Annotated in this window: 14 protein-coding genes; 7 read left to right on the plus strand and 7 right to left on the minus strand. The window is 70.3% G+C overall.

The window, feature by feature from the left end:
* Together A4W93_RS12295 and A4W93_RS12300 are read right to left on the minus strand one after the other, a co-directional pair.
* Positions 1-372 carry a hypothetical protein gene (locus A4W93_RS12295; RefSeq protein WP_085750877.1) on the minus strand — a complete coding sequence of 124 codons (372 nt, stop codon included), beginning with the start codon at positions 370-372 and terminating at the stop codon, positions 1-3.
* Between the two features lie 395 nt (positions 373-767).
* The gene (locus A4W93_RS12300; RefSeq protein ID WP_237357771.1) at positions 768-1,673 is read right to left on the minus strand and encodes a YihY/virulence factor BrkB family protein; all 906 of its coding nucleotides are present in this window, start codon (positions 1,671-1,673) and stop codon (positions 768-770) included.
* A 161-nt stretch (positions 1,674-1,834) separates the two neighbouring features.
* Between A4W93_RS12300 and A4W93_RS12305 the strand changes: the two genes are divergently transcribed.
* Entirely contained in the window at positions 1,835-2,098 is a 264-nt protein-coding gene (locus A4W93_RS12305; protein ID WP_085750879.1) for a hypothetical protein, read from the plus strand.
* Positions 2,099-2,121: 23 nt separating this feature from the next.
* Here the strand turns inward: A4W93_RS12305 and A4W93_RS12310 are convergent, their stop codons facing one another.
* From A4W93_RS12310 to A4W93_RS12320, 3 genes are all read right to left on the minus strand, one after another.
* On the minus strand, positions 2,122-2,472 hold the full coding sequence (locus A4W93_RS12310) for a hypothetical protein (protein WP_085750880.1): 351 nt from the start codon (positions 2,470-2,472) through the stop codon (positions 2,122-2,124).
* An 89-nt stretch (positions 2,473-2,561) separates the two neighbouring features.
* A complete protein-coding gene (locus A4W93_RS12315) occupies positions 2,562-3,056 on the minus strand; it encodes a disulfide bond formation protein B (protein ID WP_085750881.1) in 495 nt (164 codons plus the stop codon).
* Positions 3,057-3,058: 2 nt separating this feature from the next.
* Positions 3,059-3,514 carry a RidA family protein gene (locus A4W93_RS12320; RefSeq protein WP_085750882.1) on the minus strand — a complete coding sequence of 152 codons (456 nt, stop codon included), beginning with the start codon at positions 3,512-3,514 and terminating at the stop codon, positions 3,059-3,061.
* 76 nt (positions 3,515-3,590) lie between these two features.
* Between A4W93_RS12320 and A4W93_RS12325 the strand changes: the two genes are divergently transcribed.
* Complete coding sequence (locus tag A4W93_RS12325; RefSeq protein WP_237357772.1) at positions 3,591-6,002, plus strand: DNA internalization-related competence protein ComEC/Rec2; 2,412 nt, start codon at positions 3,591-3,593, stop codon at positions 6,000-6,002.
* Positions 6,003-6,027: 25 nt separating this feature from the next.
* Here A4W93_RS12325 and A4W93_RS12330 read toward each other — a convergent pair whose 3' ends face one another.
* On the minus strand, positions 6,028-6,390 hold the full coding sequence (locus A4W93_RS12330; RefSeq protein ID WP_407081715.1) for a hypothetical protein: 363 nt from the start codon (positions 6,388-6,390) through the stop codon (positions 6,028-6,030).
* A 716-nt stretch (positions 6,391-7,106) separates the two neighbouring features.
* Between A4W93_RS12330 and A4W93_RS12335 the strand changes: the two genes are divergently transcribed.
* Complete coding sequence (locus tag A4W93_RS12335) at positions 7,107-7,373, plus strand: hypothetical protein (RefSeq protein WP_085750883.1); 267 nt, start codon at positions 7,107-7,109, stop codon at positions 7,371-7,373.
* A gap of 8 nt (positions 7,374-7,381) precedes the next feature.
* On the opposite strand, the gene A4W93_RS12340 is transcribed toward A4W93_RS12335, so the two are convergent.
* Positions 7,382-7,789: a GFA family protein gene (locus tag A4W93_RS12340; RefSeq protein WP_085750884.1), complete on the minus strand. Its 408-nt coding sequence runs from the start codon at positions 7,787-7,789 to the stop codon at positions 7,382-7,384.
* Between the two features lie 239 nt (positions 7,790-8,028).
* On the opposite strand from A4W93_RS12340, the gene A4W93_RS12345 reads away from it, so the two are divergent.
* From A4W93_RS12345 to A4W93_RS12360, 4 genes are read left to right on the plus strand one after another with little or no spacing between them, the layout of a single operon-like run.
* Positions 8,029-9,465, plus strand: coding sequence for a circularly permuted type 2 ATP-grasp protein (locus A4W93_RS12345; protein ID WP_085750885.1), 1,437 nt, complete (start codon positions 8,029-8,031; stop codon positions 9,463-9,465).
* A 5-nt stretch (positions 9,466-9,470) separates the two neighbouring features.
* Positions 9,471-10,439 (plus strand): alpha-E domain-containing protein, encoded by a 969-nt coding sequence (locus A4W93_RS12350; protein WP_085750886.1) that lies wholly within the window; start codon positions 9,471-9,473, stop codon positions 10,437-10,439.
* A gap of 14 nt (positions 10,440-10,453) precedes the next feature.
* Entirely contained in the window at positions 10,454-11,275 is an 822-nt protein-coding gene (locus tag A4W93_RS12355) for a transglutaminase family protein (RefSeq protein ID WP_085750887.1), read from the plus strand.
* Positions 11,276-14,671 carry a transglutaminase family protein gene (locus tag A4W93_RS12360; RefSeq protein ID WP_085750888.1) on the plus strand — a complete coding sequence of 1,132 codons (3,396 nt, stop codon included), beginning with the start codon at positions 11,276-11,278 and terminating at the stop codon, positions 14,669-14,671.
* Positions 14,672-14,678 lie beyond the last annotated feature (7 nt).

Consider the following 14,678-nt stretch of genomic DNA (forward strand, 5'->3'; position numbering starts at 1 on the left):
TCAGCCGCCGAAGCGGTCGAGCACCTTCGCCGCCCATTCGTTGCCGGCTTCGGCCTGCACGCTGCGCACCAGTTCCTGGATCACCTCGTCGGGCACGAGCCCTTCGAAGCGGTCCGGGATCACCTTGTCCGCGAGGAACGGGCCGCCGTCCAGGAACAGGTAGTTGCCGGCGTCGTCGTGGGGCGTGACGGTCTCCGGGTCCTCGTAGTGGGTGGAGAACCAGCGCCACATGGCGGCCTTCTGCAGGGTGGGCTCGGCGGCCTCGAGCCAGTCGGGGTCGGGCTGGAAGCGTGGCTTGTCGACGTCCCCGGCCTCGGGCGGCAGGTAGACCAGTTTGCCGTCGGTGATGGTGTCGCTTGCAGTCATGCTCATGGTGAGGCTCCGGGCAGGGGTTGGGTTGGAGTCTGGGCGGCAGAGAGAAGGGCTCGCGTTGGGCCTGGTCGGTGCCGCCGGATAGGCGCAAAGCGGAACCGGGGTCATCCCCGGTGAGCATTTGCAACGACGCCGGCGGCACCGACCAGGCCCAACCCTTCGGGCCGGGGCGATTCGCGGCGCCATCCTTCGTTGCCGACTCGTTGTGTGGCTGGCCACACGGCCTCGTCGACGCCTCGTCTGGCGCCGCGACTCGCCCCGGCGCGAGCCCTTCTCTCTGCCGCCCAGACTCCAAGGGGCGGCGGCGTTGCGGCTCCTGCTCCATTGCACCGTTTCGGCGCGGCGAGCGGTGTAGGACGATTCCTCCCCGTGGCGTGCACCGTCTCTGTCAGTGTTTACCCGAGGTTCATTTCGCCCGGTTCGGACTCCGGCGCGCCGCGGTCCAGGCGCTCGAACTCCGAGATCACCTGCGCGCCGAGCAGCAGCAGCGCGGCGGCGAACTCGAGGCTCAGCAGCACGGCGATGGCCGTGGTGAGCGAGCCGTACACCACGGTGACCTGGGACAGCGTCGCGAAGTACCACAGCAACACCCGGCGGGTGAGTTCCCACAGCACCGCGGCGGTGACCCCGCCCACCAGCGCGTGCCGCAGGCGCAGCCGGCCCACGGGCATCACGAGGTAGATGGACGTGAGCACGGCCACCTCGCCGGCGAAGCCGAGCAGGTACAGCAGCACGCCGGAGATCCCGTGGAGCGACCAGTCGGCGCCGAGGAATCGCACCTGTTCGTCGCCCAGCACCTCGAGCATGCCGGCCACCGTCGTGATCAGCAGCAGGCCCACGCCGAGGCACACGATGTAGCAGTAGGGCAGCACCGCCGAGACGAGGAAGTGGCGCCGCCGGATCGCCACGCGGTGCAGGAAGATCACGGACATCGCGTTCTCGAGCACCGTGAATGCGAGCGAGCTGAAGAAGAGCATCGTCACGAGCAGCACCCAGCCCATGAGGTCACGGTGGCCGAGGAAGTTCGACAGCTCGTTCACGATGGCGCGCGACTGGCCGGGCACGAGCCATTCGAGGTAACGCGCGATGGTGTCGAGCAGTTCGGCCTGGTCCACCACGTGGGACAGAGCGATCACCGCGAGGATCAGCATCGGCACCAGGGACAGCAGGGCGTAGTACGCGACCGCGCCCGCGAGCAGCAGCCCCTGGTTCGCCCGGAAGGCCTTGAGCACCCGCCACGAGAAGCCGACGGGGTTGCGCGCCACCAGGCGCAGGTGCCGGAACAGGAGTCGGGGGTGCATCGGGCGGCTCATCGTGCGCCGAGGGTCGCGGTGACCCCCCCATCCGCGTGCCGGATTGCCCGAGGCGACAAGGGTCGGCGCGAACACCGCTGGACGCCGGCGAACCGCTGTGTAAGATCAAGGCGTCTCCCGGGAGCCCGGGCGACATCGAGGAGCGAGCCGTGATCGAAAAGGTGTTGGCGGGGGCCGGGTTGGCCGTGTGTGTGGTGATGCTGCTGAGGCTGTGCCTCGGCGTGCGAGCCCGGATGCGGTTCGACCACGCGGTGCGTTCCGTCGCGCGCCTGCCCATGCTGGCGGTGCACCGGGTGCGAGCTGCCCGCGGTGCGGCCGAAGCCATCCGCCGCGCCAAGTCCTCCGACGGCGACTGGCAGGGGAACGTCTACACCCCGAAGTCGTTCAACAAGCGGCCGCGCAAGCCGCACTGACGTCCCGCCCTTCAGCGCCTTGTTCAGCGCTTGCGGGCCTGCAGCCCGGAACGCGATTCCGCATGAGGTGCCCGCTTGGCCGCCGGTGCGGACGCGCGCGACCGCGGTGAGCGGCGTTCGGACGCGTGAGGGGCCGGTGGCGCGTCGGCCTCCGCGGGCGGGGCCACCTGGCCGATGGGCGATTGGCCCGGCGGGGTCAGCGTCGCGAGCCAGAAGCTCCACCACGCACGGGTGGAACTGACGACGGTGTCCCAGGCGCGGGCCTGCAGCACGAACGCCTGCTCCGGCGTCCACGGCGAACGGTACAACTTCGGATCGTCCACCGCCGGCGGGTCTCCGGGGCCCGGGGCCCACAGCGAGTTCCAGTGCCACATGATCGGCTCCCTTGGCTGCCCTGAGACAACGAACTTAGCGCAGCCGCTGTCCCGGGTCAACGCCTGGCCGTCAATGACCCTCGTGGGGTTCAGGCACGGCGGCTGCGTCCCACCACCGCGGCCGCCACGGCGGCCAGCAGCACGAACATCGCGAGACTCCAGTAGGCGAACGGCACGCCCAGCACCGACACCGACGCCTCGGCGCAGCTGGCCGTCGCGCTGAACACCGACGGCAGGGCCGAGTCGAGGCCGAGGCCGCTCACCACCTTGTCGGCGAAGGTCAGGTTGCACGAGAAGCTCGCGGCGGCCACGTTGTGCTGGTACAGCGCCGCGGCCACGCCGGACACCGAGAGCAGCAGCGCGAGGCTCGCGAGCGGCACGCGCACGACCCGCGCGCGCACCAGCGCGGCGGCGGCGCACACGATCGCGATCACGACGTAGATCACCCGCTGCAGCACGCACCACGGGCAGGGCTCCATGTGGCCCACGTACTGCGCGACCAGGGCCAGGGCCAGCGCCGCGACGCAGGCCGCGGCCATGCCCCACAGCAGCCGCGCCGTGAGGTCGGGGGTGGAGGTGGCCATGGTCAGGCGACCTCGGCGATCAGTTCGATCTCGACGCAGGCACCCAGCGGGATCTGCGCGACCCCGAAGGCGCTGCGCGCGTGCGTGCCCTTGTCGCCGAAGACTTCGCCGATCAGTTCCGAGCAGCCGTTCGTGACGAGGTGCTGTTCGGTGAAGGTGGACGTGCTGTTGACGAGGCTCATCACCTTGACGATGCGGGTCACCGTGTTGAGGTCGCCCACGGCGGCGTGCAGCGTGCCGAGCAGGTCGATGGCGACCGCGCGTGCGGCGAGCTTGCCCGTGGCCGTGTCGACGTCCAGGCCCAGCTGGCCCACCCAGGGCTTGCCGTCGCGCTTGGCGATGTGGCCCGACAGGAACACGAGGTTGCCGGTGCGCACGAACGGCACGTACGCGGCGGCGGGAATGGCGACGGGCGGCAACTCGATGCCGAGGGCTTTCAGGCGGTCGTATACGGACATGGTTCTGCAGGGGATGGGCCGGGAGGCCGATCCTACACTCGCCCCCGCGGGCTGTCTGGGTCCGGGGAATCTCGTGGTGTGGACTCGGCTCTCCTTCTCCTGGCGTTTCGCTGCGCTCGGCCTCGCGTGGCTCGGCGGGGCCTTCGCCCACCTGCAGCTGGCGGTGCTGCCGGACCAGGGCACGCTGGCCACGCTGCTCGGCGCATCGCTGGCCGGTGGTGCGGTCGCCGCGCGGTGGCCGCACGCGCGCGTCCTGCTCGTGCCGGTGGCCGCGGTGCTGTCGTTCGCCCTGGCGTCGGCGCACGCGTCCTGGCGCCTGGCCGATGCCCTGGCGGCGTCGCTGGAGCGCGAAGACCTGGTGGTGGATGGCGTGGTGGCCTCGTTGCCGCAGGTGTCCGAACAGGGCGTGCGCTTCCGGTTCGAGGTCGAGTCCGCCCGTTTCGGGAACGAGGCGGTTCGGGTGCCGGCCGTCGTCCAGCTGGGCTGGTTCTCGGGTTGGGGCGGTGCGCCCCAGGATGCGCACGGCCGGCCCGCTCGTGCGGCCCCGGCCGACCCGTTGCCCGAGGTGCGAGCCGGTGACCGGTGGCGGTTCGCCGTGCGCCTGCGCCGCCCCCACGGGCTGCGCAACCCGCACGGCTTCGACCACGAGCTGTTTCTCTTCGAGCAGGGCGTGCGGGCCGTCGGCACGGTCCGGCCCGGGGCCGTGCGGCTGGGCGTGTCGTGGCGGCATCCGGTGGAACGGTTGCGCCAGCACGTGCGCGACGACCTGATCGCCACGGTGGCCGACCGGCGCGCGGCCGGGGTGCTGGCGGCGCTGGCCGTCGGGGACCAGTCGGCCATCGCATCGGACGACTGGCGCATCTTCCGCGACACCGGGATCAGCCACCTCGTGTCCGTGAGCGGAGTCCACGTCACGATGTTCGCGTGGCTGGCCGGGCTGCTGCTGAACGCGGCGTGGGCCCGCGCGGGACCGGCGAGCCTGTGGGTGCCGGCGCCGATGGCCGCGCGCGTGGGCGGGGTGCTGGCGGCCGCGGCCTACGCGCTGTTCGCGGGCTGGGGCGTGCCGGCGCAGCGCACGGTGCTGATGCTCGCCACCGTCACGGTGCTGCAGATGGGCGGGCGGCGCTGGCCGCTCGGGCTCACGCTGCTGGTGGCGGCCGTGGTGGTGTGTGCGGCCGACCCGTGGGCGCTGAACCAGTCGGGGTTCTGGCTGTCGTTCGCGGCGGTGGCGCTGCTGCTGGCCGCATCGCCAGAGGGCGGCGTGCGGCAGGGCGCGCCGCTGCGGCGAGCCTGGCTCGTGTTGCACGATGGCGCGCGCACGCAGGCCGTCGCCACCGTCGGGCTGGCCCCGCTGACGCTGGTGTTGTTCCAGCAGGTGTCGATCGTCGGGTTCGCCGCGAACCTCGTGGCCATTCCCGCCGTCACGCTCGTGGTCACGCCGCTCGCGCTGGGTGGCGTGGTCCTGGCGCCGTTGTGGTGGCTCGGGGCCTGGGTGATCCAGCAGTCGAACGGGCTGCTGCTCTGGCTCGCCCGCATGCCGGGTGCGGTGTGGACCGCGGCGGCCGCGCCGCCGTGGGCCCAGGTGGCGGGTGTGTTCGGCGCGGTGCTCGCGGTGATGCCGCTGCCATGGCGGCTGCGCCTGCTGGCCGTGCCGCTGCTCGTGCCGCTGGCGGCGCCCGCGGTGCCACGCCCGGCCGAGGGACGCTACGAGGTGCTGGCGGCCGACGTGGGGCAGGGCAGCGCGGTGCTGGTCCGCACGCGCACCCGGCTGCTGCTGTACGACACGGGGCCGGCGTACGGCGGCGAGGCCAACGCGGGCGAACGGGTGCTGGCGCCATTGCTGCGGGCGCGGGGCGAGGACCGCATCGACCGGCTCGTGCTGAGCCACCGCGACACCGATCACGTGGGCGGGGCCGGCCCGCTGCTCGACCGGTGGCCGGTCGGCGAGCTGCTCGGGTCGCTCGAACCAGGCCATCGCCTGCTGGGGCTCGCCTCGTCCGACCGGCGCTGCGACGCGGGCCAGTCGTGGACGTGGGACGGCGTGCGGTTCGATGTGCTGCATCCACCGGCGTCCGACCACGCCCGGCCGCTCAAGCCCAACGCCAAGTCGTGTGTGGTGCGGATCAGCGGCCCGCAGGGCAGCGTGCTGCTCGCCGGCGACATCGAACGTGCCCAGGAGGCGGGCCTCGTGGCCACGGGCGTGCCGCTCGCGAGCGACGTGCTGCTCGTGCCGCACCACGGCAGCCGCACCTCGTCCACCGCGGCCTTCCTCGATGCGGTGCGGCCGTCGGTCGCCGTGATCCAGTCCGGGCACCTCAACCGCTTCGGACATCCGGTGGCGGAGGTGCTGGACCGGTTGCGCGCGCGCGGGGCTAGGGTGGTCGAGAGCCCGTCGTGCGGTGCCTGGCACTGGGACGGCGACGGGCCGCCCACGACGGCCCGCTGCACGAGGCCCGGGACGCGGCGCTACTGGCACCACCCGGGCTGACCGACGAGGCCGGCCCGGAGGCCGTTCAGACCTTCAGCGTGCGCTCGACGTCCGTCAGCTTGTAGCGGGCCAGCGCGAGGTTGCCCTTGTTCTTGTCGAGCACGAGGTACAGGAACAGGCCGGCGTTGTTCGGCACGAGGCGGATCAGGTGGTACTGGTCGCCGAGGGTGATCAGGATGTCCTCGATGCCCTTTTTCAGGCCGAGGGACTCCATCGTCTGCAGCTTGGCGCGAACCACCTGCGAGTTGCCGGCCGCAGCCAGGTCGAGGTTGAGTCCGCTGCCGGCCTGGGCGAGGCACATGCCGCTACGGTAGTCGACGAGGGCGGCGGCGAGGGCGCCGTCGATGGACATGGCGGTGTCCATCGACTGCTTCAGGTTGGTGCTCATGGTGTCTTTCGTGCTGTCTTGCGAAGGTTGAAGAGAAGCGATTCCGTACAGGCTGGAGAGCTTGTTGAACTCTTCGATCAGCACGAACCACAGGGTTTCCGGGCTGCTGTCGGGCAGCCGGTAGGCATGCGCCACCGCGGCGTGCGCGGTGGCCATGGGTTTCAGCGTGACTTCCTCGACGATCGCGCTGGGCATCAGGAAGATGCGGATGCACGGGATGTTCGCGTCGAGGGCCTGCTGCAGCAGCCGCTCGGCCTCGCGGACCGAACCGGGGCCGGCGATGAAGACGAGCGCGCGCGGGCCGTCTTCGGCATGGAAGTCGTCGTGGGGGTGGGTGGGCCGGGTCCATTCGATCGCCGGCGCGCCGGGACCGCCGAGGGCAATGACCTTGATCGTCTCCGATGGGGACTGGATCACGCCGACCTGTGCGATCGCCTGTGAACCCAGCCGCGACGTCAGGTCGATGACCCGTACGCCTGTACTGCTCATCACTTGTTCCCGAAAAAAAGCCGCTCGTCGTTGAGCGGCGGACCGGGCAGTCTGTTTCGTGCGGCCCATCCTGACATCCCCGCACACGAGGGGGCATGGTCTTGCAATCAGGGGTTTCCCCAAATACCGCACGAAGTACCCGCCGGCGTCCGGCGTGATGTGTGACCGGTTCCATTCTGGCGACGGCTGGTGAACACCGGGCGCGCCGGATCAGGGAGAATTCCGGGATGTCGTTCGTTTCCTTCGATGCCCTCGTGCCCGTTGCCGGCGCCATCGCGGTCTCCGTGGTGGTTCTCGGCGTGTGGGGCTGGCGCCGGGCCACCGCCTCACGGCGCGAAGAGCGCCGCCGGGCCGCCGACCGGGCGCAGCGGCGCGCGCGCGCCGAAGCCTGGTGGCGCCAGCACAGCCTGAGCACCTTGCCGCATTCGCGGTTCTTCGAGTCGGTGCTCGACGATCCGCCGAGCATCTTCGCTTCCAGCCGCCCGGGCCGATAGGGCCCAGGCTAGCCGGGCTTCGGAATCCAGCGGTCGTGGTGCGGGCGGTCCTCGGCGCCGTCGAACCAGCGGGCCCGCGAGGCCCAGAAGGCGTGGGCTTCGACGTCGGCCGTGACCGGCTCGTCGAGCAGGCCCATGCGCAGCCGCACCACACCGGGCAGGTCCGTGCGTTCGCTGTAGAGCGGTGAACCACAGCGGCCGCAGAACCACCGGCGCTTGCCCGGAGTCGACTCGTACGCCGTGAGCGTGTCCGTGTCCGACGTGAAGACCACGTCGTCGCGGCGCACGGGTGCGTTCGTCGCGAACGGGGTGCCCTGGGCGCGGCGGCAGTCCGTGCAGTGGCACACCTGGACCGGGGCGAGCGGTCCGTCGATTCGGAAGCGGACGGCGCCGCAAAGGCATTGGCCGGTGATCATGGTGATGTCATCTCCTCGCTGATTTTTTTCCATTGAACCATGCGCCCCGCGTTGGACGCACCCAGGACTTCGGTGGTACACCTGTCCCCGGCGTGGTGCGCAAACGACCGTGGGACCTCCCGCTTCACCGCCACGGTTCCCTCCACGCCTGCAAGCAGTGCGCACCTCTCGTCGCGCACCATCCCGGTGATCGTGTGGCCTGGAATTTGCTAACCGTGATCTTCGAGGAGAGACCGCGAATGACTTCGAGCTTTGACGAGATGCAAGCGAGCCGCGAGGAGGTGCGCGAGCACTACCGGCTCTATGACCGTTGGCTGTCACAGCAACCCGGCGACGTGATGCGTTCACGCCGCGAAGAGGCGGAGATGATCTTCCGCCGCGTGGGGATCACGTTCGCCGTCTACGGCGCGAAGGACGAGGACGGCAGCGGCACCGAACGCCTGATTCCCTTCGACCTGATCCCGCGCGTGATTCCCGCGCACGAGTGGGCCGAGATGGAGAAGGGGCTGGTGCAGCGGGTCACCGCGCTGAACCGCTTCATCCACGACGTCTACCACGGGCAGGACATCATCCGGGCCGGCATCGTGCCCGGCGACCAGATCTTCAAGAACGCGCAGTTCCGCCCCGAGATGATGGGGGTCGACGTGCCCGAGCGCGTCTACTCGCACATCAGCGGCATCGACATCGTGCGCGCGGCCAACCCCGACGGCAGCGGCACCTACTACGTGCTGGAAGACAACCTCCGGGTGCCCAGCGGCGTGAGCTACATGCTCGAGAACCGCAAGATGATGATGCGGCTCTTCCCCGAGCTGTTCAGCCAGCACCGCGTGGCGCCGGTCGCGCACTATCCCGACCTGCTGCTCGAGACGCTGCGCGGGGTCGCCCCCGCCGCGGTCAACGACCCGACCGTCGTGGTGCTCACGCCCGGCATGTACAACAGCGCGTACTTCGAGCATGCGTTCCTCGCGCAGCAGATGGGCGTCGAACTCGTCGAGGGCCAGGACCTCTTCGTGCGCGACAACTTCGTCTACATGCGCACCACGCAGGGCCCGAAGCGCGTGGACGTGATCTACCGCCGCGTCGACGACGACTTCCTCGACCCGCTCGCGTTCCGCCCCGACAGCACGCTCGGCTGCGCGGGCCTGCTGAGCGTGTACCGCGCGGGCAACGTGACGCTGTCGAACGCCATCGGCACGGGCATCGCCGACGACAAGTCGATCTACCCGTACGTGCCGAAGATGATCGAGTTCTACCTCGGCGAGAAGCCCATCCTCAACAACGTGCCCACCTACCAGTGCCGCGAGGAGGAGGACCTCAAGTACGTGCTCGACCACCTGCCCGAGCTGGTGGTGAAGGAAGTGCACGGCGCGGGCGGCTACGGCATGCTGGTGGGCCCGGCCTCCACGAAGGAGGAGATCGCCGAGTTCCGCAAGGTGCTGATCGCCAACGCGGCCGGCTACATCGCCCAGCCCACGCTCGCGCTGTCGACGTGCCCCACCTTCGTCGACAGCGGCATCGCGCCGCGCCACATCGACCTGCGCCCGTTCGTGCTGAGCGGCAAGGACGTGCAGATGGTGCCGGGCGGCCTGACCCGCGTCGCGCTCAAGGAAGGATCGCTCGTCGTCAACTCGTCGCAAGGCGGGGGTACAAAGGACACCTGGGTGCTGGAGGCCTGAACAACATGCTGTCGAGAACCGCCGATCACCTCTACTGGATGGCGCGCTACATGGAGCGCGCAGAGAATACCGCTCGCATGCTCGACGTCAATTACCAGACGTCGCTGCTGCCCCAGAGCGCCGACGCCGCCGAGAACGGCTGGAAGGGCCTGCTCAGCATCTCCGAACTGACGGACGACTACACCTCGCGCTACGGCGCCGTCACCGACCGCAAGATCATGGACTACATGGTCGGCGACGAACGCAACCCGTCCAGCATCTACAGCTGCCTGATGGCCGCGCGCGAGAACGCGCGGGCCGTGCGCGGCACGCTCACCACCGAGGTGTGGGAGACGCAGAACCAGACCTGGCTCGAGTTCCAGCGCATGCTGCGCAACAAGAGCTTCCAGAAGGACCCCGGCGAAAGCTTCGAGTGGGTGAAGTTCCGCTCGCACCTGTCGCGCGGCGTCACCGTGGGCACCATGCTGCAGGACGAGGCCTTCCACTTCCTGCGCATCGGCAGTTTCCTCGAACGCGCCGACAACACCGCGCGCATGCTCGACGTGAAGTTCCACGCCGTCGAGAGCGAATTCTTCGGCACCACCAACGGCCAGAACGGCAAGGACCAGGAGTTCGACTTCTACCACTGGTCCGCCATCCTGCGCTCGGTGTCCGGCTTCGAGGTGTACCGCAAGGCCTACCGCAACGTGATCCGCCCCGAGAAGGTGGCCGAGCTGCTGATCCTGCGCGCCGACATGCCGCGTTCGCTCGCGGCGTGCATGGACGAGGTGGTGTCGAACCTGCACCACGTCGCCAACGAGCAGTCGGGCGAGACGCTGCGGCGTGCCGGCCGGCTGCAGGCCGACCTGAAGTTCGGGCGCATCGACGAGATCCTCGCGACGGGCCTGCATGCCTTCCTCACGCAGTTCCTCGACCGCGTGGGCACGCTCGGCATCGGCATCAGCCGCGACTTCCTCGTGCCTGTGGCCGCCTGACGGGTCGGTGCCGGATGAAACTGCACATCCAGCACGTCACCCGGTACGACTACAGCGCTCCCTTGCAGTACGCGCTGCAGTCCCTGTGCCTCACGCCGCAGGGCAGTGCCCACCAGACCGTGCACGCGTGGGCGGTGCAGGCGCCGGGCACGCTCTTCGAGGCGCGTGACGGGTACGGCAACGTCGCCCACACGTGCAGCGTCACGCGGCGGGTGATGGCGGGGGCCGTCAGCGCCATCGGCACCGTCGAGACCCACGGCGAGCCCGAGCTGGTCGACGACACCGTGCCCGGGCAGCTGTACCTGCGGCCCACGCCGTTGACGCAGCCCCACGTGCGCCTGGCCGAACTCGGCGGCCCGCTGTCGGGCGGCACCGCGCCGGACGCGGCGAAGGCGCTCGCGCTCGCGCGGGCGGTGCTGGCCCGCGTGCCCTACAAGCCGCGCACGACGACGGTCCGCACCACCGCGATGGAGGCGCTGGCCCTCGGCGGCGGCGTGTGCCAGGACCATGCCCACGTCTACATCGCCGCCTGCCGCGCGCACGGCGTGCCGGCCCGCTACGTCAGCGGCTATTTCCATGCCCCCGGCGCCGATCACCTCGCCAGCCACGCGTGGGTCGACGTGTGCGTGGACGTGCCGTCGCACCGCTGGCTGAGCGTCGACGTGACGCACGGCTGCCTCATCGACGAACGCCACGTGCGCCTGGCCGTCGGACCCGATTACGCCGCCTGTTCGCCCATCCGCGGCGTGCGCGAGGGCGGTGGCGCGGAGTCGATGCGCGTGCGCATCGACATCCGGGAAGACTCGAACGAACCCGCTTTCCCCCTGGAGCCCTGAATGTCCATCCACGTCGCGCTGAACCACGTGACCCACTACCGGTACGACCGGCCGATCCACCTCGGGCCCCAGGTGGTGCGGCTGCGCCCGGCGCCCCATTCGCGCACGCGCATCCTGAGCTACTCGATGCGGGTCGAGCCGGCCACGCACTTCATCAACTGGCAGCAGGACCCGCAGGGCAACTACCTCGCGCGGCTCGTGTTCCCCGACAAGACCACCTCGTTCCGCATCGAGGTGGACCTGGTCGCCGAGATGGCCGTGCTCAACCCGTTCGACTTCTTCCTCGAGCCGGCGGCCGAGAAGTTCCCGTTCGAGTACGCCCCCGAACTCGCCGCGGAACTGGCGCCGTACCGCATCAAGAGCGAACTGACGCCCGAGTTCAAGAAGTACCTCGACAGCATTCCGCGCACGCCGAAGGCCACCAACGATTTCCTCGTCGACCTGAACCAGCGCCTGCAGCGCGACATCGGCTACCTGATCCGCATGGAACCGGGCGTGCAGACCCCGGAAGTCACGCTCGTGAACCGCTCGGGCTCGTGCCGAGACAGCGGCTGGCTGCTCGTGCAGTTGCTGCGCCACCTGGGGCTGGCCGCGCGGTTCGTGTCGGGCTACCTGATCCAGCTCAAGAGCGACGTGAAGTCGCTCGACGGTCCGAGCGGCACCGAGGTCGACTTCACCGACCTGCACGCGTGGTGCGAGGTGTACCTGCCCGGGGCCGGCTGGATCGGCCTCGACCCCACGTCGGGCCTGCTGGCCGGGGAGGGGCACATCCCGCTCGCGTGTTCGCCCGATCCGTCGTCGGCGGCGCCCGTGAGCGGCGCGCTCGACGAATGCGAGACCGAGTTCGAGCACCACATGCAGGTCACCCGCATCTGGGAGGCGCCGCGGGTCACGCTGCCGTACACCGATGCGCAGTGGGACGACATCGTCGCGATGGGCCATGCGGTCGACCAGGATCTGCGCCGCCACGACGTGCGGCTCACGCAGGGCGGCGAACCCACGTTCGTCTCCATCGACGACCGCGACGGCGAGGAATGGAACACCGCCGCGCTCGGCCCGACGAAGCGGCTGCTGAGCGCGAGCCTGATGGACAAGCTGCGCCTCAAGTACGGCGAGGGCGGCCTGCTGCACTTCGGCCAGGGCAAGTGGTACCCCGGCGAGCAGCTGCCGCGCTGGTCGCTGAACCTGTACTGGCGCAAGGACGGCGAGCCGGTGTGGACCCGCCCGGACCTGTTCGCCGACGAGAAGAAGGACTACGGCGTCACCGAGCTGGAGGCCAGGCGTTTCCTCGACGGCGTGGCGCAGCGCCTGTCGCTCGACGCGAAACACGTGTTCCCGGCGTACGAGGACGTCTGGTACTACCTGTGGCGCGAGCGCAAGCTGCCCACCAACGTCGACCCGTTCGATGCCCGCCTGTCCGACGAACTGGAACGCGACCGCCTGCGCAAGGTGTTCACGCAGGGCCTCGAGAAGGTCATCGGCCACTCGCTGCCCGTGGCGCGCGACACCACGGGCGCGGCACGCTGGCGCACGGGGCCGTGGTTCCTGCGCACCGAACGCTGCTACCTCGTGCCGGGCGACTCGCCCATCGGCTACCGCCTGCCACTCGACTCGCAGCCGTGGGTGACCCAGGCCGACTACCCGTACACGCTGCCGCCCGACCAGACCCAGGCGTTTCCGCCGCTGCCGCCGTACCGCCGGCTGCGTTTCGCGTCGAACTTCGGCACCGAGGGGGCGCCGGCCGACACCTCGGCCGCCGGCATCGTCAGCAGCTTCGCGGAACGGTCACGGGCCGCCGCGCTGAAGGGGCATGCCGCGCCGTCGGCCGACGCCACGCCCCCGGCCCGCTTCGAATCGGCGCCGGGCATCGTGCGCACCGCGATGTCGGCCGAGCCGCGCGGCGGCCGCCTCTACATCTTCATGCCCCCCACGCAGGCGCTCGAGGACTACCTCGAACTGGTCGCCGCGGTGGAGGACACTGCGGCCGAGCTGAAGCTGCCGGTGATCCTGGAAGGCTACGAGCCACCGAAGGACCCGCGCCTGCAGGTGCTGCGCGTGACGCCGGACCCGGGCGTGATCGAGGTCAACATCCACCCCGCCCACAGCTGGGACGAGCTGGTCGACCAGGCCACGCACCTGTACCAGGCCGCGCACGAGACGCGCCTGTCCACCGAGAAGTTCATGGTGGACGGCCGCCACACCGGCACCGGCGGCGGCAACCACTTCGTGCTGGGTGGCGCGACCGTGGCCGACTCGCCGTTCCTGCGGCGGCCCGACCTGCTCGCGAGCATGGTGGCCTACTGGCACAACCACCCGGCGCTCAGCTACCTGTTCTCGGGCCTGTTCATCGGCCCCACGAGCCAGGCGCCGCGGGTCGACGAGGCCCGCAACGACTCGGTGTACGAGATCGAGATCGCGTTCGCCGAACTGAAGCGCGTGACCGCCGAACATGCCGGCCGCTGCCCGCCGTGGCTCATCGACCGGCTGCTGCGCAACCTGCTGATCGACGTCTCGGGCAACACGCACCGGGCCGAGTTCTGCATCGACAAGCTGTACTCGCCCGACGGCCCCACCGGCCGCCTGGGCCTGCTCGAGATGCGTGCGTTCGAGATGCCGCCGCACGCGCGCATGAGCCTCGCGCAGCAGCTGCTGATGCGCGCGCTCGTCTCGCGCTTCTGGCAGCAGCCGTACCAGCCTGCGCGCCTCAAGCGCTGGGGCACCGAGCTGCACGACCGCTTCATGCTGCCGCACTTCGTGTGGCAGGACCTGAACGACGTGGTCACCGAACTCAACGAGTTCGGCTACGGGTTCAAGGCCGAGTGGTTCGCCTCGCACCTGTCGTTCCGCTTCCCGAAGATCGGCGACTTCAACGCCGCGGGCATCCAGGGCGAGGTGAACCTCGCGCTGGAGCCGTGGCACGTGATGGGCGAGGAGGGCGCCGTCGGCGGCACCACACGCTTCGTCGATTCGTCGGTGGAACGCCTGCAGGTGAAGCTCACGGGCCTGGTGTCCGACCGCCATGTGCTCACGTGCAACGGCCGGGTCGTGCCGATGCACAACACCGGCAAGGTGGGCGAGTTCGTGGGCGCCGTGCGCTACCGCGCCTGGAACCCGCCGTCGGCGCTGCACCCCACCATCGGCGTGCACGCACCGCTCACGTTCGACATCGTGGACACCTGGATGGGCCGATCGCTCGGCGGCTGCCAGTACCACGTGGCGCACCCGGGCGGGCGCAACTACGAGACGGCGCCGGTGAACGCGTTCGAGGCCGAGGCCCGGCGCCTCGCCCGGTTCTTCCGCCTCGGCCACACGCCGGGACCGCTGACCGTGCCCCCGGAGGAGCGCAACCCGAACTTCCCGTTCACGCTGGACCTGCGGCGGGGCGTGGCGGGCTGACCGGCGC

Source organism: Piscinibacter gummiphilus (genome assembly GCF_002116905.1).
Taxonomy (GTDB): Bacteria; Pseudomonadota; Gammaproteobacteria; order Burkholderiales; family Burkholderiaceae_C; genus Rhizobacter; species Rhizobacter gummiphilus.